This window comes from Acinetobacter sp. CAU_H_29a_1, from assembly GCF_058599505.1.
Genome location: NZ_CM178655.1, coordinates 2,553,315 through 2,572,690 on the forward strand (window position 1 = coordinate 2,553,315; position 19,376 = coordinate 2,572,690).

Below are 19,376 nucleotides of genomic sequence, written 5' to 3' on the forward strand. Positions count from 1 at the left end.
GTGAGTGTGTCATGTCCGCAAATCAATATGATGTCTTAGTTTTAGGTGCAGGTGCATCTGGCTTAATGACAGCCTATATGGCAGCTCAACGCGGACGTAAAGTGGTGGTGGTAGAAAAAGCCAATAAAGTCGGCAAAAAAATTCTCATGTCAGGTGGGGGTAAATGTAACTTTACCAATCTGTATGTCGAGCCAAGCAACTTTATTTCACATAATCCACACTTTGTGATTTCAGCCCTCACTCGCTATACCAATTGGGACTTTATTGGGATGGTTTGTGAGTATGGTATTGAATATGAAGAGCGTAAACACGGTCAGCTGTTCACCCTAAAAGGTGCCAAAGAAATTTTAGCCATGCTATTGAGCGAGTGTGAAAAAACAGGTTTGGTCGACATTAAAACCAACTGTGAAGTAAAAGCCATTACCGCACTCGATGAGCAAGGTTTTCAAATTGCTACGACACTGGGTTATTTTGAAGCCGAATCTTTAGTCATTGCGTCGGGTGGTTTATCTATTCCGACCTTAGGCGGTTCAGGCATTGGCTATGAAATTGCAAAGCAATTTGGTCACCATGTATATCCAACTCGCGCAGGTTTGGTGCCTTTTACCTTTTCAGATAGCTTTAAAGAAGTGACCACTCGCCTAAGTGGCAACGCGGTCGATGCGACTTTATCAAATGACTTAAACGCTTTCACTGAGGCCCTTTTATTTACCCATCGTGGACTCAGTGGGCCAAGCTCGCTACAACTGTCGAATTATTGGGATGTCGGACAAAGCTTCAAAATTGACTTCCTGCCAAGTGTGGATTTGCACGACTATTTAAAAGCTAAGAAGCACAGTCAACCCAAAGCCTTACTTCGCACTTTAATGGGTGAACATTTGCCTAAAAGTGTGGTGCTTGAACTGCAAAACCTCATTTGGTCTGAACTGGCTGAAACAGCGATTGGCCAACTGTCGGATGAAAAACTGGAGCACATTGCAACACGCTTGCATGCGTTTGAAGTCAAACCATCAGGAACTGAAGGCTACCGTACTGCTGAGGTGACTTTAGGCGGTGTAGACACCACTGAAGTTTCATCGAAAACCATGGAAAGTAAAAAGCAAAAAGGCTTGTACTTTGTCGGTGAAATATTGGATGTGACAGGACATTTGGGTGGTTTTAACTTCCAATGGGCATGGTCATCTGCGCATGCCGCATCAGAATATGTCTAAACCATCTGCTTAAATGATAAATTATTCTAAATAATCAGTGCGTAGCAGTACGCACTGCTTTTGCTTCCGCTGACGGGCAAGTGCTAAGTCCATTTTCGCAATGGCAATATGGACATGGCTCGGCTGGATCACTGAACGTTTCGCCATCAATGTTTTTTTTAATATTTGTATCATCTGTTTTTTCCTTTTTAAACTGCAATTTATAAAAATAAATCGTGAAATGTCCATGCAGCTATCACAAAAGTATAGGCATGTAAGTATTTCTAATTTATGAAATATCCATATTCCACATGCATCAAACATACCAAATTAAATTTCATTCCTCACTATAGACTTTTGTATTATTTTTCATCAGATTCATCCGCATCACGGCCTTCAGTTGCCGCAGTCGGTATTTTTTCAACATTAGCGTGTGTTGTTGTATCGATCTTCGGTTTTGCAAATACAAATTTATAAGCACTCACAAAAAATCCAACCGTAATACCTGCAATGATGATTGGGGCAAAGTATTTATTTGGGGCTTTTTTTGACATCGGTTTACTCCAATAAAAAACACCAACCACCATCAGTGGTCGGTGTTTAGGGTGATTAATTTAGTCTGGATCTTTGGGATGAACATCAATATCTTGCTCAGCTTCACCCGTTGAACCAAAAGGTTTATTTAAAGGTTTATGCGCAGGATCGACCTCTGCTGTAGTTGGAATATCATCTGCATGTTGATATTCCTCTGCAACCGTTGGTGTATCCATTTGCTCTTTCAGTGAGGCATGCTCTTCTTTGCCTTGTGCGGATTGTGTGCTTTCAGCTTTGGCCTGATAAAGTGGATTCGGTTGCGTACCTTCTTTTTTGGCTTTATCTAACAAATCGGTCAAAACCCGTTCCGCAGGTTGACGCCCACCGAGACCAAAAGCCAGTGCAAAAGCAATAGCAACCGCACCAAGCGTTAAGCCAAAGGCCAAATTCACAATCGAATCTGCGATACCCATTGCACGCAAGCCCATCGCCAACACTAAGCCAATGATCAAGACACGAACAATGTTCGCCACCCAACGAGAACTGTTGTATTCACCACGCTCAATCACCTGTGCAACCAAGTTCGCCAACCAGAAGCCCACACCCAAAATGACTGCACCCAATAGGATGTTTGCACCAAACTGGATAAACATCGCAATCAAACCACTGATCTGTTCAAAGCCGAGTCGATTTGCTGCTTCAGAGACCGCAAATAACATGGTAAAGAACACAATGAAATAACCCACGACGCAAGACGCTTTGGTGTTTCCTAAGAAACGTTGCAAGCCAACTTTGTTTGGAATGTCATCTACACCTGTTCCCGACAAGACTTCAACCACAAGACTTGCGACAAAACGTGACACCACATAGGCCAAAATTAAAATTAATGCCGCTGCAATGATGTGCGGAATTGCATTCATGATTTCATACAGCATGGCCGTCGCTGGTTGAGAAATTGCATCAATGCCTAAAGCTTCAAACGCAATAATCAGCGCTGTGATAATAACCATTGCAAAAACAAAAGATCCGAGCACTTTAGCCAAATCTGAGTTTTTAAACAGTCCTACTTTTTCAACCTGTTTTTGTACATCTAGGCTTCTCAATAAGCCCTCAATAATGCCCCGTACAATTTTGGCTAGAATATAACCTGCAAAAACAATTACACCCGCAATAAAGATATTTGGTAGATACAGTACGGCTTCATTGACCATATTTTGGATCGGAAAGAGCAGCCCAGTCAGACCGAGTATCGACAAAACAATGGGTAAGAATAGTAATAAAATCAACCAATAGACAATTTCACTGATGTTTTGACTCAGCGTACTGACTCCGACATCCTGACTGAGTTTTTCATCTAACTGAGTTCGATCCAATCCTTTTTGTAAACCCACTTTGACCAGCTTTGCCACAATCCAGCCAATAAAGCCCACAGCAACAGCAGCCAACAATTGTGGTATAAACAACAAGAACTGTTGAACCATATTACTAAATGGCCCACTTACACTGGTGAGATTGAGAACATTGAGTGCACCGATCACCGCAATAATCAAGATGAGCCAAAACACAACTCGAGAAATAATATTTTCAATATTCGAGCGATGGCCAGTAGCACTGGAAAGTTTTTGGTTGGTCCCGAGTTTGGTTAAAACCTTTTTCACAGCACCTGCAATCAATAATGCAATAATCCAACCAATGATCAGGATGGCGATTGCGGACAGGATTGGGTGAAACTGGTCCCAATAATACATCGCATCAAATCGACCCTGATGCCCTACATAATCATTCATTTTGTTCTCCCTCTTGTTGTGTCTACATCACAGCGACCTTTGCTCAACTACAGATTTTAGTTTTGAAGTGATTGTCTGCCATGAGGTATGAATGAGAAATGGAATACCTTTTGATGACTGCTAAAGAAAAAACCCCTGTACATTACAAGGGCTTTAGTCACATTTAGCGGTCAGTTGCAGTCGCCGTATTGCTATCGGTGGCTACCGCTTCGTCACCTGCTGTTGCAGTGGTGCTATTATTCGGTGTTGCAGGCTCTGCGCTCGGATTCGGATGACCTGGAGGCGCCTCATTCGGATTTGGCTTGGTATCTGCAAACATATAAAATAATAATGCGATTAAGAAAATTCCGACCAATGCCAATATATACAAGGGCACGCGTTTTTTCTTCTGCCGCTCCTCTGGCGTTTGTACATGGGACGGTTTATTGAAATCATGTGGCATATGTTCCCCCTCAATTTTCTATTATCAAGTTGTCGAATTCTCATACTAACAACTGCTTGTGTAGCATTGTGTTTCAAAGCATAGTGAGATAGTAAACAAGCGCTTTATTTTAAGTTAAATTGTTATTTTTTATGGTTTTAAAAAAAGTCACTCTTCTGTCAAATCAATGTTAAAGGTCATATAAAAAGTATTTCATATAGGCGTAGACAAAAAGAGTCTGGCGAACAGCGCTCTTCAACTGAATTTGCGCTATAATTATGCACCTTGTTTTAGCTGTTTTTGGACTTTATGGCATATCGTCAACAAAGTGTAACGCTTGATTTAGACACTGATGTTACGCACCAATGTCATTTGCACTACACGCGAGACCAACATCTTATTGGTATTATTGAATTTTCTAAGCCTAGTTATATTCTAAAATGGGGCGATCTGGAGTTTTTCCGTCGTCGTACTGAAGAGTTTTCAGTGATGCCTTTTCCTGAATGTGTCAATGCCATGATTATTGACATTCGAAATGTGCAAGCCTTTTTAGACAATGAAACACCCATCATTCCTTGGCGCTTACTGGAAGAAGAATGTCCTGTGCGTTTAGTTGTACCTCAAGACCGTTTAGATCACTATATTGGACTGTTTGAGCCAACATGGCTGACGACGGATATTGAAACGGCTATTTCTGAAATCCGTGAATATATGGATATGTTTGTGCACTAAGCACTTCTCGATACACACCTGCTCATCTCCTCCCCTTGCGATTGTGCCCCGTCATTTGTTCATAACGTACAGTCGCTTTTATTTTTTAGTTTTTAATCTGCTGCGGAAAACGTAGGACAGTAAACCGAATCTAACTGACTTTTATATACTGCGTCATAAAACAGTTCATCTTCAAAATAAAGCACTTTTCTTTTTTATTGCCGTTTTAGCATGTTCTACACGAACAAAATCCATTCTGTCATGCATTCATAACGAAACGCATAACCAACCCTATAGCATTAGACATTAGCCCAATAAAATGAATTATAAAACTTGAAATGGCACGCATTATGCATAATTTTATTTTTTAATATCAGAGGAATATAGCGATGCACTTATTTAAAGCATTATTAACAAAATATTAAATATCCCTCTTGAGCAGCAAAAGCAATCTCGATTAAGATGCAGACTAAGCTGTAAAAAAATACCATAAAAAGAACATCTTTTGCACAGAATAAAGCTTTATCCCAATTCTGACGTTTTTGATAAAAACAATGCAATTGATGCTGCAAACAAAAGGAGTTTGTACATGACCATGCAACGTAATCTTTCTACCTTATTTTGTGCAAGTGCACTTGCGCTGAGCCTCAGTGCATGCAGCGACAACAAAGCACCTGCAGCGGATGCAGCTAGCACTGGCGCAGATGCTTCACAGTCAGGCACTTTAGATAAGATTAAAAAATCAGGAACCATTGTTTTAGGTTACCGTGACTCCTCTATTCCATTCTCCTATATCGCAGACAACCCAAATCAACCTGTCGGTTATGCACATGATTTACAGCTCAAAGTGGTTGAGGCTGTTAAACAAAAGCTGAATATGCCTGATTTAAAAGTTCGCTATAACTTAGTCACCAGCCAAAACCGTATTCCATTGGTTTCAAATGGCACAGTCGATCTTGAATGTGGTTCAACTACAAACAACAAAGAACGCCAGCAACAAGTTGATTTTTCTGTGGGCTTCTTTGAAGTGGGTTCACGTTTACTTACTGCAACCGATTCAGGTGTGAAGGACTTTGCTGACTTAAAAGGCAAAAAATTAGTAACGACAGCAGGGACAACCTCTGAACGCTATATCCGTCAGCATGAAAAAGAACTCGGTATTGGTGAAGTGATTTCTGCCAAAGACCATGCTGAATCATTCTTGATGCTCCAAAGCGGTCGTGCTGCTGCGTTTATGATGGATGACATTTTACTTGCTGGAGAAAAATCGAAAGCCAAAGATCCAAACAAGTGGCACATTGTTGGTACAGCACCAATTCAAGAAGTTTATGGCTGTATGTTGCGTAAAGGCGATACTGGCTTTAAGCAAGTGGTTGATGATGCAATTAAAGCCACTTATAGCTCAGGTGAAATTAACAAAATGTACAACAAATGGTTTGAACAACCGATTCCACCGAAAAATATTAACCTGAACTTTGCTATGTCAGACCAACTTAAAGCCTTAATTGCAAACCCACATGACCGTGATCAGTAAACGATAAAGGAAAGATTAATGTTCACTCAGGCAAAGTTTCTTTGCCTGACCTATTTTAGGGGATTGTCATGAATTATACCTGGAACTGGGGCGTCCTTTGGCAATCCACAGGCGTCGGAGATAGCACCTATCTCAGTTGGATTTTAATTGGTTTAGGCTGGCTGGTTGTTATTGCCATTGTGGCTTGGAGCATTGCAATGGTGCTCGGAAGTATTCTCGGCATTATGCGCACGCTTCCCAATAAAACCGCACGTGCTATCGGCACTGGCTACGTCACCATTTTTCGTAATGTACCTCTACTGATCCAATTATTTATTTGGTTTTATGTTGTGCCGAATTTCTTACCTGGCCCGATTAAGTCATGGTGGATTAATGATTTAAGTGCAGGAACAACAGCGCTGATTTCAGCCAGTATTGGTCTTGGACTGTTTACTGCAGCACGTGTCTGCGAACAAGTCCGCACAGGTATTGAAGCTTTACCTACTGGACAGGTCAATGCAGGTTATGCCATGGGTTTTAGTACCGCACAGCTATACCGCTATGTCATTTTACCGCAGTCCTTCCGTACGATTTTGCCGCCTCTGAGTTCAGAGCTGACCAACTGCGTCAAAAATACTTCTGTGGCCTCTTTAGTTGGGGTTTCCGAGATTATTTCGCAGATGAAAACCATCAGCGAATATACGCAGAACACCATTGAAATCTATACCTATGTCACGATTATTTTCATCGTTATCAACGTGTGCTTAATTACCTTAATGACGCTGCTGGAAAAACGTTTACGTGTCCCAGGTTTAATTGCAGGAGCTAAATAATGGAATGGCTCACCGCATTTACCCATGATTTGCAGTTATCTGCACCCGCCCTATGGCATGGTTTAAGTATCACTTTAAAAGTGGTCATCATCGCCACCATTGGTGGTATTTTCATTGGCACGCTGTTGGCACTGATGCGTTTGTCTTCAATTCGCATCTTGAATTTAATTGCCCAAGGCTATGTCAATTTATTCCGCTCGATTCCTCTACTGTTGGTATTGATGTGGTTCTACTTTGCTGTACCGTTCATCTACACCACAGTCACGGGAAATTACCTGACCATTGATACCGCTTTGGTCTCAAGTATTGTGGCGTTCATGCTGTTTGAAGCGGCTTATTTCTCGGAAATTGTACGTGCAGGGATTCAATCGATTCCTAAAGGACAGTCTGCCGCGGCTTATGCACTAGGCATGACCTATGGTCAGTCCATGCGCTTAATCATTTTGCCGCAAGCCTTTCGTAAAATGACACCGCTGCTGTTACAGCAAACCATCATCTTGTTCCAAGACTCGACCATGGTGTACGCCATTGGCCTACTCGACTTTTTCCGCACCAACTACGTGCGGGGCGATTTGATGTCTCTATTAACGCAATATATTTTATTTGCAGGCCTAGTGTACTTCACCATCAGTATGCTAGCCACATATGCAGTAAAACGATTACAAAGGAGGTTAAGCATATGAGCGACCAAAAAGTAATGATTGACCTCCAAAATGTCAGTAAATGGTATGGCGATTTTCAAGTATTAACCGATTGCACCACACAAATTTGCCAAGGTGAAGTAGTGGTGGTCTGTGGTCCATCCGGCTCAGGCAAATCGACCCTGATTAAAACAGTGAATGGACTAGAAGCTTTCCAACAAGGTCAAATCACCGTCGATGGAATTCCCATCAAAGACCCTAAAACAGATTTGACCAAATTACGTAGTCGCGTGGGCATGGTGTTTCAGCACTTCGAGTTGTTTCCGCATCTCAGTATTACCGAGAATTTAACCATTGCCCAAATTAAAGTATTGGGACGCTCTGAAGCTGAAGCGAAAAAGAAAGGCTTAGGCTATTTAGAGCGTGTTGGGCTAAGTGCACATGCACATAAATTTCCAGCACAACTTTCGGGTGGACAACAGCAACGTGTCGCAATTGCCCGCGCCTTAAGTATGGATCCGATTGCCATGTTGTTTGATGAGCCGACATCGGCGCTTGACCCTGAAATGATTAATGAAGTTCTTGATGTGATGGTCGAGTTAGCACATGAAGGCATGACCATGATGTGTGTCACCCATGAAATGGGCTTTGCCCGCCAAGTGGCCAACCGTGTGTTGTTTATGGATCAAGGTAAAATTGTCGAAGACTGTAGCAAAGATGATTTCTTTAACACCAAACGTGGTGATCGTGCTCAACAGTTCTTAGACAAGATCTTGCACTAGCACAGACGGGTTATCCCACATTAAAAAAGCAGATCACACGATCTGCTTTTTTAATTCACGCTCTAGTCTAAAACCAAGCGCGCATTGGTGGCTTGAACAGGACGATTATTCGGATACCCCATCAGTGCAGCGAAGTTTGCGATTTGCTGTGCTGATGCCTGCTGAATATCTTTTAAGACCACCCAACGTACACCTTCAGTACACGGCGGTGTCGTGAGCGAACCATTAAAGCGGTAGTACTCGCGATGTGTCGGCAGAAATTGATCTGCGTTTAAAGTGAGTACTTTCTGGGGGTACCTGTACTGCTGCCATAGTCCATCAAGTGCTTGATTCTTTTTCCCTTGTTCATACATCACCGCAACCACAGCCAGCTCTCCTTTTTCAGAAGCATGGACTAAATGTAATTCCATCGGAAAACTTTTGCCGTGAATCGTATTTTCTGAAGGGCTATGTAAATGCATTTGCAATAATTGAAATCGTTCTCCCTCTAAACTTAAATAACTGCCTTGATGAAAATTGGCTTGTAAAGTATGAGGGAGCTTCACAATACTCGTTGCAGCCGTTTTATAATCAAAATCAAGTGGCGCAAGGTCTGCTGAAATCACATGCTCAAGATTAATGGGCGATTGATTATGCCCCGCACAAGTTTGGTATTTGGTGTTGAGCTGGCTCCAATACTGCGGTGCTGTTTGTGCTTGATAACCCCAATCCGAAGTTACTTCACTACTGGCCCAAGCCATCACACATGGGAGACCAAACAATATTGCTATTAGTTTTTTCTTCATCATAATCCATCAAAAAATATCAGTTTAAAACGCCCCAATATCCTCTAAGAAATCACGCTCAAGCAGCAAAACCTAAAATGCCAATTCTGCCTGCTTGTCTTTGTTTTTTGTGCAAACTCTGTAATCATGACTTTTCAGCAAAAAGCCAATATTGCCCGACTATTTTGTCTCGTTGTAGATGTAAAACGATGAAATAGGACTGATCATATATGACAATAATTACAATTAATTACATATAGTTATGTGATTATTCATGTTTTATCAGTGATAAATTAAAATAAGAATGAGAAAATACAATCATGTTTAAAAACTTTCACTGATGCACAATCAGCACGCACATTTCATGGTATGTGCGTTCCAAAAGAGAACAAAGCAACGGAGACTCGGCTCACAATAGCTGCTAACCGAATTTTTTTATCATTTTTTTGTGTTGCTACTTTTTGGGTTTCACTCAAAAGATAAACTATACACCTGTATATTTAAAATAAAGAAACTTAGATAAACATAATATATTCATAAACTTAATATTAACTTATATTTTAACCCATGCACCACTGCAATGCACAAACACCATCATGGTGCATAGTTTTGCTTTATATCGAGTCTTATTATTTTTAAGCAAAACTTAATCAATATTTCCTTTTTGCTGAGATCTTCACGAAATTACAGGCATCAGTATACTGAGTTTCTTTTTGCAAAATTTTGCACTCAAATGGAACCTAAACATGCAAAATATTGACTTACTTTTTCTTCTTCTTGGTGCGGTTTTAGTCCTTGCCATGCATGCGGGCTTTGCTTTTTTAGAACTAGGGACAGTTCGTCATAAAAATCAAGTCAACGCTTTAAGCAAAATTTTAACGGACTTTTCACTTTCCGCAATCGCCTACTTCTTTGTAGGTTACTACATTTCCTATGGGCATCATTTTTTCCATATCGGAGATACCTTAGCGGCGGATCATGGCTATAACCTGATGCGCTGTTTTTTCCTGCTCACTTTTGCGGCCGCAATTCCAGCCATTATTTCAGGCGGTATTGCCGAGCGTGCCAAAATGCGCTCACAAGCAATTGCAACCGTGTTATTGGTGGCCTTGGTTTATCCTTTCTTTGAAGGAATCGCATGGAATGGCAACTTTGGTTTACAACAGTGGCTACAAGACACTTTCGGTGCAAGTTTCCATGACTTCGCAGGTTCAGTGGTGGTACATGCTATGGGAGGATGGATCGCTCTGGCTGCGGTGGTTCTACTCGGTGCACGTGATGGTCGCTACAAAAAAGATGGCCGTGTCAGTGCGCATCCTCCTTCGTCTATTCCGTTCTTGGCTCTAGGTTCATGGATTTTGATTGTTGGTTGGTTCGGCTTTAATGTGATGAGTGCGCAGCGTTTAGATGCAATTTCAGGACTGGTGGCGATTAACTCACTTATGGCCATGGTTGGCGGTACTTTGGCAGCCAACTTCGCAGGAAAAAATGACCCTGGCTTCTTACACAATGGCCCTTTAGCGGGTCTTGTGGCAATTTGCGCAGGTTCAGATGTCGTACATCCGATTGGGGCATTGGTGATTGGCGCTATTGCTGGACTGATTTTTGTCAAACTTTTCACCTACACTCAAAACAAGCTAAAAGTCGATGATGTACTCGGTGTATGGCCTTTGCACGGCGTCTGTGGTGCCTTTGGGGGGCTTGCAGTCGGGATCTTTGGTCAAAAATGGCTTGGTGGTTTGGGCGGTGTTGCGATGATGTCACAGCTGATTGGTACGCTATTGGCTATTGGTATAGCTGTCGTTGGCGGATTGGTGGTCTATGGCGCTTTAAAAGCCACGATGGGCATCCGTTTAAGCCAAGAAGATGAATTCCGCGGTGCAGATTTATCTATTCATAAAATCTCTGCTAACTCAGATGACAGTATGTTCTAAAGCATTTCCATTTTAATGCGGCTCACATGGGCCGCTTTTTTTTATTCGTATTCAAAATTATAAGAGGCTGTTAGCGTTCTAAATAATCAAAAATCTCGGACAATACAGTGATACTCGGTGCAGACATCTGTACTGAAGGAACATGAAAGCCTGATAACCACAGTGCTTGCATTCCTGCCTGCTGTGCACCTTGTACATCATTAATAGGATGATCACCGATAAATAAGCATTGCTCCACCTCAACAGCCAGTTGCTGTGCGGTGTCAATAAAAATATCAGCTTGGGGTTTGGCTTGGCCAAACAATCCAGAGCTATTGATCACATCAAAATAATGCTGAAAGCCCAAGCCATTTAATATAGACAGCCGTGTGGAATGACCGCCATTTGAAATAATGGCGAGTTTATATCCTGCTTGCTTTAGATGGGTCAGTGTTTGCTCAGCCTCAGGCATTGCCACAGCGCTGCAACCAAACTGTTCAAACCAGAAATTGCTTAACTCTTCTAAATGCGGAGCCACCTGCCAGTTTAATTCTTTTAGCAACGCATAAGCCACAGAAGCACCGATACTGGGATGGGTTAAATACTTTTTTAAGGGATAACCACCATTATCAATCCGATTCACAATCGACTCAATCTGCTCCACATCAACGCAGTTAAGTTGGCTTTGATAATAGTCGGCAAGGCCTTGACTAAAAACCGCAACACTTCGTCCACGATGCGTCAAAGTATTATCCAAATCAAATAGAACAGCATGTATCGACATGTTTAAACCTCATGTATTTAGAGCAAATGTAACACTGAACTGGCACTTTTTATTCGCCTTAAAGCGATAACCAAAGCATAGATAATGCTAAAGCAGATGAAACAGCGTTTATGTTAAGCCTCGTTTAAGCTGACGCTGTTGGAATAGCGCTTATTTTCAGAACATGGCCTCACTTGTGTCGGATCAGCAACGTTTTTTCATCCTTCAGTTTTTTATTTTGACGCTAGGTTTTGCCGTATTGTGGCTGCTCTTCCCTGTGGCGGGCACCATCGACTTACAACTGATTCACCCTTTTATGGATCAAACAGGTCATTTTCCACTAAAGCGCGACTGGGCCTTAGCAGAACTGAATCACCGTTATGTCAAAGACATCATCATCGCGGTGTATGTGATTTATTTGCTGAAATGGCTCGCTTCATATAAATGGGCTGCGTTAAAACCCCAGCGTTGGCAAAATGGCTATTTCATTGGTTTAGTACTCATCAGTACCAGTCTCATTGGGATTTTAAAATCACAATCCGCACATGCCTGTCCATGGGACATGACTCTAGCCACGACACATGATTTCTTTTGGGACTTATCCGCCAGCGCAGGACATTGTTTTCCTGGAGGACATGCTGCGACAGGTTTTGCGCTCTTTGTGGGATATTTCGTATACCGTCTAAATGAACCCAAACGGGCGTGGTTTTATTTGCTTGCTGCCCTAGTTCTAGGCTTTGTAATGGGTTGGGCGCAAATGATGCGGGGTGCACATTTCCTCAGTCACAATTTATGGACGGCATGGGTGATTTGGCTGGTCAATGTACTGGCATATGCGCTGTGTTATAAGCAATTTACACTGTCCAGCCCAACTCAAGCCGAAACTACAGCTTAAAGATCACTTGAACTTGTAAGCCGCCCAATCCTGTACTTTGTCCAAAGTGCAGTTTGGCGCCAATTTTTTCCGCGGCTTTATCGACAATGGATAAGCCCAGTCCACTGCCGACTTCCAGATGATGATGTACGCGATAGAAGCGCTTTAAGATATGATCATAAAGTTCTGGTGCAATGCCCGGCCCACTGTCTTCAATTTGAACAATCGCTTGTTGATCTTGCTGATAAATAGAGACATTAATCACGCCCTGTTCAGGGGTATATTTAATCGCATTATCCAAGAGATTATAAACAATCGAATGTAAGGCTGAACTTTGAGTTTCTATCCAAAGTGCTTCATGCTGTTCTAAGCCCAAATCAATGTTTTTCGCTAGCGCCAGCTCCATCAGTTGCTCCATACATTCAACCGCTACATCACTTAGCCCTAGTCTTTGTGTAGGTTCTAAACTCGGTACAGAAGCATCCTGTTTTGCCAAATTGAGCAGTTGTGACACCAAATGTTGAGTCCGAATTAAGCCTAAACTTAGGTTTTTTAAGGCTTGGTGTTCAGGAAATTCATGCAGCAAAATTTTCATTTGCAAATTCAGTGCTGTAATGGGGGTTCTGAGCTCATGCGCAGCATCGGCAATGAATTGCTTTTGTTCTTGTTGCGACAGCGAAATTCGTTCAAATAAACGATTCATTTCATTAATGGTCGGAAGAATTTCCAGTGGATAACCATCGGGCCGAATCTCACTTAGTTCATAGGGTTCACGCTGTGCAAGTTCCGCTTTAAACTCATCTAAGGGTTTTAGACTACGCCCAATAATCCAACTCAGTCCCCATAAAGCCAAAGGCATAAACAGTAAATATGGAATCAACATATTGGCCGCCAGCTCTAAAGCCAGTTTTTGTCTTACACTGCGCTGCTGGCTGACTTGAATCTGGTACTTCTCTGTTGGCAGCACATAGGTATTCCATAAGCCTTGTGCTGTGTGATGGGTATAAAATCCAGCTTTTTTAACAGGTTGTATTAATAAATCAAACTCATGTTGCCGTTGTTCAGGCAGTCCATACGACCAGACATCTACAAATAAATCTTCTTCGTGATAGTGTCTGTCCGCTTCAAACTCGCTCTTAATTGGAGCGGGATCATGCGCTGCAACACGCTCAGCCAAATTACGCATTTGTGCATCGAGTATCTCATTGGTCTCTTCAAGTGCAATGCGATATGCTGCAATCACCAACAAACAGCCCATCACAATACTAAATAAAGAGGTATAGGTAATCAGTTGACGCTTTAAGGAAACAGGAGTCGACTTCGCCATTTTATGCTTCAACCTGCCCCAAACGATAGCCTAAACCTCGAATGGTACGGATAAAGTCTTTGCCAAGTTTGGCACGCAAATGGTGAATATAAACTTCAATGGTATTGCTGTTAATTTCCGAGTCAAGGTCATAGAGCTTTTCTTCCAAATTAGTTTTGGAAAAAATTTTATTGGGATGACTGACCAGAGGAATTAAAATAGCCCATTCTCGGTTCGATAAATCAATGGTCTGCCCTTTGTACTTGGCTAAGTGCAAATCTTCATCTAACTCTAGACCTGCATAACTCAAAGTCTGGCTTTGCTTTTGCTGTTTTAACGCGCCACTACGACGTAATAGTGCATGAATACGTGCCAGTAACTCATCAAACTCATAAGGCTTAATTAAGTAATCATCCGCGCCTTGGTTTAAACCATCGACTCGGTTTTGTAACTGATCTCGTGCCGAAATAATCAGCACAGGCAAAGTCGGATAAAGCGAGCGAATATTTTTTAGGACCTGCATCCCATCCATCATCGGCAGGCCCAAATCCAACAACACCACATCAAATGGATATTGTTGTAATTGCTTTAAACCATCAAAACCATTGTTGACCCATACCACATCAAACTGCTGATAACGCAGCAGCGTTTGTGTGGACTCTGCAATCATAAAATCATCTTCAATAATCAATATTTTTGACATGGTCTAAGCGCTCGCTTTGGTCGCAGTACAGTGTTCTAACATATTATTTTTTGAATCAATCACCGTACTTTTTACCCCAAGTAAACTCAGTAAGCTTGGGAACAAATGATCTTGGCTTAATTCTTGGCTTTTTTGTTGCCCTAAGCAAGCGATTTGTTGCGGATTCTGCTTTTGCCATGTTTCTGAAAACCACATCAGCATCGGTACGTGGGTCTGTTGACTCGGTGCAATAGCATAAGGTGAACCATGTAAATACAGACCGTGCTCACCAGTCGACTCACCATGGTCAGATAAATACCAAAAACCTGTTTCAAAGTTTGAGTTTTGCTTCAATACACCAATCAGTTGACTCAACACATGGTCGGTATAAACAATGGAGTTGTCATAACTATTTTTCAGCTGTTCAGGTGTGCAGGCTTGAATGGCATTGGTTTCGCACATCGGTTGGAAAGGCTGAAACTTAGGCGTTGAACGCTTATAGTAAGCTGGTCCATGACTGCCCATTTGGTGTAACACAACTAAACGTGGCGTTTTATCATCAGCCGCAATACCAGCCATATACGCTTTTAAGCTATCCACCAAAATTTCATCGGTACATTCACCATCGGCTGAACACCATTTTTTCTGTATCGGTTCTGGAATTTTATACTGCTCAACCCGATCACAAACGCCTTTACAGCCAGAGTTATTGTCAATCCATGTCACTTTGTAACCAGCACGCTGTGCAAGATCTAATAAACCTTCACGGTGGTGCGCTAACTGTGCATCATAGTTTTCACGTGGCATGCCTGAAAACATACAAGGCACAGAAACCGCAGTGGCTGTCCCGCAAGAACTGACTTGATTAAAGTTGATGACATTGAGTTTTTCCAGCTCAGGGTTGGTCTTTTTCGCATAGCCATTTAAAGAAAAACTTTCTGCACGTGCCGTTTCACCGACCACCAAAACCATCAATTTCGGCAAGTTTTGCTGTCCGACTTGCTTCACCAAATGGGCATCTTCACCATAAGTCACCAACGGTAAATGCTGCTGTGGTCGATTTTTTTTATAATATGACAGCGTTGAACTAATCGCATTTTGCGGTGAAATCATCCCTTTGAGATCACGATGCTCACGGAAAATCGCGGCATAATCGACAAAGAAAATAAACAACATGCCTGCAATCAGCAAGATAGAAACTGCACTACCGAACAGCTTGTGCAATAACACGGTTTTAAAAGGATCACGGCGGATTTTAACCTTAAATAAAACGACTAAAGGTAGTACTACCATCGCCCCAATCCACAGCACAAGACGCCATGACAACAAGTCGCGCACTTCATTGCCATCGGTTTGCATCATGTTTTGAATTTGATCTGGTGTGATCGAAACGCCTAAACTGTTGACAAAATAGGCACTCATTCCACCAATGATGATCAATAACGCAGCCAACCCTTTAGCCATCGGTCGCCACTGTAACAGCTGAAAAACCAAATGATAAAAAGCCAACACCACCAAAACAGTAGCGCCGATAAAGGCATAAGCTTTGAAACCGTGATACGGTGTAAGCAACTGAACTTGCTTATAGAACATCACGTTTAAAACCACGGCTAACCACAGCGCCAAATATACGTTAAAGCGCGAAAGTGAAACTTCTTTAAATATAGACTGCAAATTGAACATTTTAAATCATGTCTTGCTGAGCGGATGCCCCAATGTAGTTTTCTAAACTTAAAACTCGCTTAAATAAAAAAGGCGCTGTGGCCGAATATATAAAGTCATACCGATCAGTTAAGCAATCAGATGCCCTTTTTGAGCCGCCCAATATTATTTGATACGCGGAAACGTCATCCGCAACCTGCATGTCCATTTAAAAGGAATGTTTTTGCAAAATGATCATTTAAATGCAGAAAAGGAAAAGGTTTTTCGGAAGACAAATGTTTTTGGTTCTTTTGGCTACGCAAAAGAACGGACGAGCTCCAAATATTGAATTTTAAAATACGAAGATTCCATCGTAAGCGACAAAAAGTTAAGGAGTTTCTATAAAACTCCTTAACTCATTCGCATTAATCTTTAGAGACTTTGCCCTTTCTATCACTTAAACATTAAAATTTGTATTCAATTCCCGTGCCTACTACAGGTTGTTTGGTTTCAAATGATGCTTGTTCAAGTGTCAATATCCCTGCGTAACCATAAGCTTTAACTTGCTTAGTAAAGGCATAATCAGCACCTGCAATAAACTGCTGTGCATCAAAGTCATCTTTAGATGTTTTAAAGCTGGTTGAGTTTTGACTGTATTGCGCTTTCACTGTCCAAGCTTTGGCAGTCGGTAAGTTATATTCAGCCCCAACCAACCAGCCTTGTGCATCGTCTATGGCAGCTGCGGCAGCATCATTGCCTTGTACATCCGCCACTTCAGAAGTTTGATATAAGGCTTTCAGCGCCAAACCATTATTGAGATTTACTCGACCAATCGCGCGTAAGGTATCTGCTGCTGCAAAAGCACTGCCTGCAACCCCGCCAGTCACTTCAGCCGCTGAAGCATTTAAAGTGCCACGTCCTGCAAAGGTTGACGGAATGGCCTTATCATAACCAATCCCTGCAACAAACTTTTTACTGTCATAGACTACTGATGCTGACCAAGCATCGCCCAGACCACGCCCTGCAACTTTTGCCCCGCCTTTAGATTTTTCAATACCACCAGCTTCACCTGTTGCTAACAGTGCCGCAGCTTTCAGTTTACCTGCGCCCACTCCCCAAGCAGGTGTTTCATAGACTAGCACGTTATTGACTCGGTTTTCACCCGTGAAAATCCCCGCCACATCGGCTTTGTTGGACACATAGTTATTAAAGGTATCTACCACTGAAGACAGTTGTTTAACGGGGGTATCAATTTTACCGACTTTCAATGTACCCAATTTCTGGTCTTGTAAGCCAACGAGTAAATTACGCGGAACGAAAGTATCCGTGCTACCGCCATTGTCCACGTAGAAGGTAAATTCAGCTTGGTATAGTGCATTTAAGCGATCTGTCAGCTTCTCTTCGCCTTTTAACCCCAAAAAGGAGTTGTTAGAATTCAACTCGACCACATCGCGGTCTTTATTTGGCGAAGCATTGTCTTCAGGTAAATAATCGGCCGTGACATCAATTTCACCATAAAAAGTAGGTGCTGCGAATGTTACCCCTGCCACTAAACTTAAAGCGATTGCGGCTGCAATTTGTGTTTTCATTATCAAAATATCCTACGGTAAATTTGTTACAAATATTACCGTTCAGACATATATGACAGAACAATTAAAAAATTATTTAGTTATATTTTTTAATTGTTTACATTACTATTTAGCACTTTTTATGATTTATTTATGAATGAATTATGAAAGGTCTGAATGCATCGCAATGCCACGCCATTTGAAGATAAACCACAGGCTCAACATCGCAATGACCACAATCATACACAGATAATTAAAATAGCCGAGCCAATCTCCCAGTAGACCGCTCACACTATACAAACCACCACTGACAGTGGCCATCAGCGCCACTTGAAAAGTAAAGTCCGTGCCTGCCAGATGTTTACGACTGTATTGCATTACTAGGGTAAGCATGACCACCAACAGCATCGATGAGGTCATATCTTCAAAGGCATTAATCAGATAAATCAGCCACGGCTGAATACTGTGCTGGTTTTCATATTGAAAGGCTAACCATGTATAAGCCGCCAGACTGAATATTTTAAGCACTGAATACAGCACTAAAGCCGTGGCACGGCGAATCAACTTCAAACTATAGCCCGCAAGTCCTGCACCTATTAAGGCGGCACATGCACCTAGCATGGTGACATAAAGCCCTATCTGAGAAAAACTCAGCCCCAAATCGACCATTAAAGGTTTTAAAAGTGGCCCTGCTAAACCATCAGCAATTTTAAAGCTCAACAGCACTGCTAACCATGCTGCGAGTACGGGACTCTGGACAAAATAAGCCAAATAGTTTTTGATCTGTTGGAGATTGAAAGGTGTGATCTGAGCTGCTGGAACCTCTCGATGCTTTGGCTCTGAATAAATTAAAATCGGCAACGTGTTTATAAAGACGATTGCCGCCAGCATCAAAAAAGTGCTCTGCCAGCTCAGCCAATCTAATGCCCACAAGATTGCCCCACCACCGACAATAAAACCCAGACGCGATCCAATCACCTGAAAGGTATTGCCCCAGTGCTGTTGTTCCCCTTTTAGAATATTGACCGCCAATCCATCGGTTGCAATATCTTGCGTTGCCCCTAGCAAATTCATACTCAGGAGGGCCACAAAGAAAGCCCATAAATAAATAGGTTGATTTAATCCATCAATCGGGAGGAAAGACAGTCCGATCAGCACCAGCACCGTAAGGAACTGCAATGGAATAATCCAACTCCGATAGTGGCCAAAACGGGTGATTCCAAAACGATCTAATACTGGTGCCCAAAACACTTTGATCGACCACGGCAACATCAGCAGTCCGAAGCCCCCAATCTGTGCCAATGACACACCCTGTGCTCTTAAAATGACAGGCAAGGCATGGGTCATAAACCCAACAGGTAAGCCCTGCGCCCAATACAATGAAAACAGCAAAATATATACATTGCGAGTCTGTAGCATGCTGTTCCTATATACATGGATTGGTCAAAATGTT

Annotated in this window: 19 protein-coding genes; 8 read left to right on the forward strand and 11 right to left on the reverse strand. The window is 42.1% G+C overall.

Annotated features, from left to right (window positions below; all coding sequences use genetic code 11):
* Positions 1-11: 11 nt before the first annotated feature.
* Positions 12-1,211 carry a BaiN/RdsA family NAD(P)/FAD-dependent oxidoreductase gene (locus tag AC4MDD_RS12740; RefSeq protein WP_491881761.1) on the forward strand — a complete coding sequence of 400 codons (1,200 nt, stop codon included), beginning with the start codon at positions 12-14 and terminating at the stop codon, positions 1,209-1,211.
* 21 nt (positions 1,212-1,232) lie between these two features.
* On the opposite strand, the gene AC4MDD_RS12745 is transcribed toward AC4MDD_RS12740, so the two are convergent.
* The 4 genes from AC4MDD_RS12745 to AC4MDD_RS12760 form a co-directional block, all read right to left on the reverse strand.
* On the reverse strand, positions 1,233-1,385 hold the full coding sequence (locus AC4MDD_RS12745; protein ID WP_005399953.1) for a hypothetical protein: 153 nt from the start codon (positions 1,383-1,385) through the stop codon (positions 1,233-1,235).
* A 167-nt stretch (positions 1,386-1,552) separates the two neighbouring features.
* Positions 1,553-1,744, reverse strand: coding sequence for a hypothetical protein (locus AC4MDD_RS12750; protein WP_010326226.1), 192 nt, complete (start codon positions 1,742-1,744; stop codon positions 1,553-1,555).
* A 60-nt stretch (positions 1,745-1,804) separates the two neighbouring features.
* A complete protein-coding gene (locus AC4MDD_RS12755; protein WP_005399955.1) occupies positions 1,805-3,511 on the reverse strand; it encodes a mechanosensitive ion channel in 1,707 nt (568 codons plus the stop codon).
* Between the two features lie 163 nt (positions 3,512-3,674).
* On the reverse strand, positions 3,675-3,953 hold the full coding sequence (locus tag AC4MDD_RS12760) for a hypothetical protein (protein WP_159151709.1): 279 nt from the start codon (positions 3,951-3,953) through the stop codon (positions 3,675-3,677).
* Positions 3,954-4,241: 288 nt separating this feature from the next.
* Here AC4MDD_RS12760 and AC4MDD_RS12765 point away from each other — a divergent pair, with 288 nt between their 5' ends.
* From AC4MDD_RS12765 to AC4MDD_RS12785, 5 genes are all read left to right on the forward strand, one after another.
* Positions 4,242-4,664: a hypothetical protein gene (locus tag AC4MDD_RS12765; RefSeq protein WP_004694572.1), complete on the forward strand. Its 423-nt coding sequence runs from the start codon at positions 4,242-4,244 to the stop codon at positions 4,662-4,664.
* Positions 4,665-5,232: 568 nt separating this feature from the next.
* Positions 5,233-6,177 (forward strand): transporter substrate-binding domain-containing protein, encoded by a 945-nt coding sequence (locus AC4MDD_RS12770; RefSeq protein WP_279739637.1) that lies wholly within the window; start codon positions 5,233-5,235, stop codon positions 6,175-6,177.
* A gap of 68 nt (positions 6,178-6,245) precedes the next feature.
* Positions 6,246-6,989, forward strand: a complete 744-nt coding sequence (locus AC4MDD_RS12775) for an amino acid ABC transporter permease (protein ID WP_004981232.1) — start codon at positions 6,246-6,248, stop codon at positions 6,987-6,989.
* The gene (locus AC4MDD_RS12780) at positions 6,989-7,672 is read left to right on the forward strand and encodes an ABC transporter permease subunit (protein WP_491881762.1); all 684 of its coding nucleotides are present in this window, start codon (positions 6,989-6,991) and stop codon (positions 7,670-7,672) included. Before AC4MDD_RS12775 ends, AC4MDD_RS12780 begins: the two co-directional genes overlap by 1 nt.
* A 14-nt stretch (positions 7,673-7,686) precedes the next feature.
* Positions 7,687-8,412 (forward strand): amino acid ABC transporter ATP-binding protein, encoded by a 726-nt coding sequence (locus AC4MDD_RS12785; protein WP_010326224.1) that lies wholly within the window; start codon positions 7,687-7,689, stop codon positions 8,410-8,412.
* A 62-nt stretch (positions 8,413-8,474) separates the two neighbouring features.
* On the opposite strand, the gene AC4MDD_RS12790 is transcribed toward AC4MDD_RS12785, so the two are convergent.
* Positions 8,475-9,197, reverse strand: a complete 723-nt coding sequence (locus tag AC4MDD_RS12790) for a carbonic anhydrase (RefSeq protein WP_491882621.1) — start codon at positions 9,195-9,197, stop codon at positions 8,475-8,477.
* Between the two features lie 725 nt (positions 9,198-9,922).
* Here AC4MDD_RS12790 and AC4MDD_RS12795 point away from each other — a divergent pair.
* Complete coding sequence (locus AC4MDD_RS12795; protein ID WP_130235131.1) at positions 9,923-11,110, forward strand: ammonium transporter; 1,188 nt, start codon at positions 9,923-9,925, stop codon at positions 11,108-11,110.
* 70 nt (positions 11,111-11,180) lie between these two features.
* Here AC4MDD_RS12795 and AC4MDD_RS12800 read toward each other — a convergent pair whose 3' ends face one another.
* Positions 11,181-11,873 carry an HAD family hydrolase gene (locus tag AC4MDD_RS12800; protein WP_491881763.1) on the reverse strand — a complete coding sequence of 231 codons (693 nt, stop codon included), beginning with the start codon at positions 11,871-11,873 and terminating at the stop codon, positions 11,181-11,183.
* Between the two features lie 163 nt (positions 11,874-12,036).
* Here AC4MDD_RS12800 and AC4MDD_RS12805 point away from each other — a divergent pair, with 163 nt between their 5' ends.
* Positions 12,037-12,747: a phosphatase PAP2 family protein gene (locus tag AC4MDD_RS12805; protein ID WP_491881764.1), complete on the forward strand. Its 711-nt coding sequence runs from the start codon at positions 12,037-12,039 to the stop codon at positions 12,745-12,747.
* Here AC4MDD_RS12805 and AC4MDD_RS12810 read toward each other — a convergent pair.
* The 5 genes from AC4MDD_RS12810 to AC4MDD_RS12830 form a co-directional block, all read right to left on the reverse strand.
* On the reverse strand, positions 12,737-14,053 hold the full coding sequence (locus AC4MDD_RS12810; protein ID WP_279676748.1) for an ATP-binding protein: 1,317 nt from the start codon (positions 14,051-14,053) through the stop codon (positions 12,737-12,739). The two genes, AC4MDD_RS12805 and AC4MDD_RS12810, sit on opposite strands and share 11 nt — an antisense overlap.
* Before the next feature lies 1 nt (position 14,054).
* Entirely contained in the window at positions 14,055-14,735 is a 681-nt protein-coding gene (locus AC4MDD_RS12815; RefSeq protein ID WP_004981249.1) for a response regulator transcription factor, read from the reverse strand.
* Between the two features lie 3 nt (positions 14,736-14,738).
* Entirely contained in the window at positions 14,739-16,397 is a 1,659-nt protein-coding gene (locus AC4MDD_RS12820) for a phosphoethanolamine transferase (protein WP_491881765.1), read from the reverse strand.
* Positions 16,398-16,819: 422 nt separating this feature from the next.
* The gene (locus AC4MDD_RS12825; protein ID WP_491881766.1) at positions 16,820-17,944 is read right to left on the reverse strand and encodes a porin; all 1,125 of its coding nucleotides are present in this window, start codon (positions 17,942-17,944) and stop codon (positions 16,820-16,822) included.
* A gap of 141 nt (positions 17,945-18,085) precedes the next feature.
* Complete coding sequence (locus tag AC4MDD_RS12830) at positions 18,086-19,342, reverse strand: MFS transporter (protein WP_491881767.1); 1,257 nt, start codon at positions 19,340-19,342, stop codon at positions 18,086-18,088.
* Between the last annotated feature and the right edge of the window lie 34 nt (positions 19,343-19,376).

Bases quoted from the DNA above. Each gene is read 5' to 3' on its own strand.
- AC4MDD_RS12825 (WP_491881766.1), bottom strand. From the start codon at position 17,944: ATGAAAACACAAATTGCAGCCGCAATCGCTTTAAGTTTAGTGGCAGGG.
- AC4MDD_RS12815 (WP_004981249.1), bottom strand. From the start codon at position 14,735: ATGTCAAAAATATTGATTATTGAAGATGATTTTATGATTGCAGAGTCC.
- AC4MDD_RS12780 (WP_491881762.1), top strand. From the start codon at position 6,989: ATGGAATGGCTCACCGCATTTACCCATGATTTGCAGTTATCTGCACCC.
- AC4MDD_RS12745 (WP_005399953.1), bottom strand. From the start codon at position 1,385: ATGATACAAATATTAAAAAAAACATTGATGGCGAAACGTTCAGTGATC.
- AC4MDD_RS12820 (WP_491881765.1), bottom strand. From the start codon at position 16,397: ATGTTCAATTTGCAGTCTATATTTAAAGAAGTTTCACTTTCGCGCTTT.
- AC4MDD_RS12765 (WP_004694572.1), top strand. From the start codon at position 4,242: ATGGCATATCGTCAACAAAGTGTAACGCTTGATTTAGACACTGATGTT.
- AC4MDD_RS12770 (WP_279739637.1), top strand. From the start codon at position 5,233: ATGACCATGCAACGTAATCTTTCTACCTTATTTTGTGCAAGTGCACTT.
- AC4MDD_RS12805 (WP_491881764.1), top strand. From the start codon at position 12,037: ATGGCCTCACTTGTGTCGGATCAGCAACGTTTTTTCATCCTTCAGTTT.
- AC4MDD_RS12740 (WP_491881761.1), top strand. From the start codon at position 12: ATGTCCGCAAATCAATATGATGTCTTAGTTTTAGGTGCAGGTGCATCT.
- AC4MDD_RS12790 (WP_491882621.1), bottom strand. From the start codon at position 9,197: ATGAAGAAAAAACTAATAGCAATATTGTTTGGTCTCCCATGTGTGATG.
- AC4MDD_RS12775 (WP_004981232.1), top strand. From the start codon at position 6,246: ATGAATTATACCTGGAACTGGGGCGTCCTTTGGCAATCCACAGGCGTC.
- AC4MDD_RS12810 (WP_279676748.1), bottom strand. From the start codon at position 14,053: ATGGCGAAGTCGACTCCTGTTTCCTTAAAGCGTCAACTGATTACCTAT.
- AC4MDD_RS12795 (WP_130235131.1), top strand. From the start codon at position 9,923: ATGCAAAATATTGACTTACTTTTTCTTCTTCTTGGTGCGGTTTTAGTC.
- AC4MDD_RS12800 (WP_491881763.1), bottom strand. From the start codon at position 11,873: ATGTCGATACATGCTGTTCTATTTGATTTGGATAATACTTTGACGCAT.
- AC4MDD_RS12755 (WP_005399955.1), bottom strand. From the start codon at position 3,511: ATGAATGATTATGTAGGGCATCAGGGTCGATTTGATGCGATGTATTAT.
- AC4MDD_RS12750 (WP_010326226.1), bottom strand. From the start codon at position 1,744: ATGTCAAAAAAAGCCCCAAATAAATACTTTGCCCCAATCATCATTGCA.
- AC4MDD_RS12785 (WP_010326224.1), top strand. From the start codon at position 7,687: ATGATTGACCTCCAAAATGTCAGTAAATGGTATGGCGATTTTCAAGTA.
- AC4MDD_RS12830 (WP_491881767.1), bottom strand. From the start codon at position 19,342: ATGCTACAGACTCGCAATGTATATATTTTGCTGTTTTCATTGTATTGG.
- AC4MDD_RS12760 (WP_159151709.1), bottom strand. From the start codon at position 3,953: ATGCCACATGATTTCAATAAACCGTCCCATGTACAAACGCCAGAGGAG.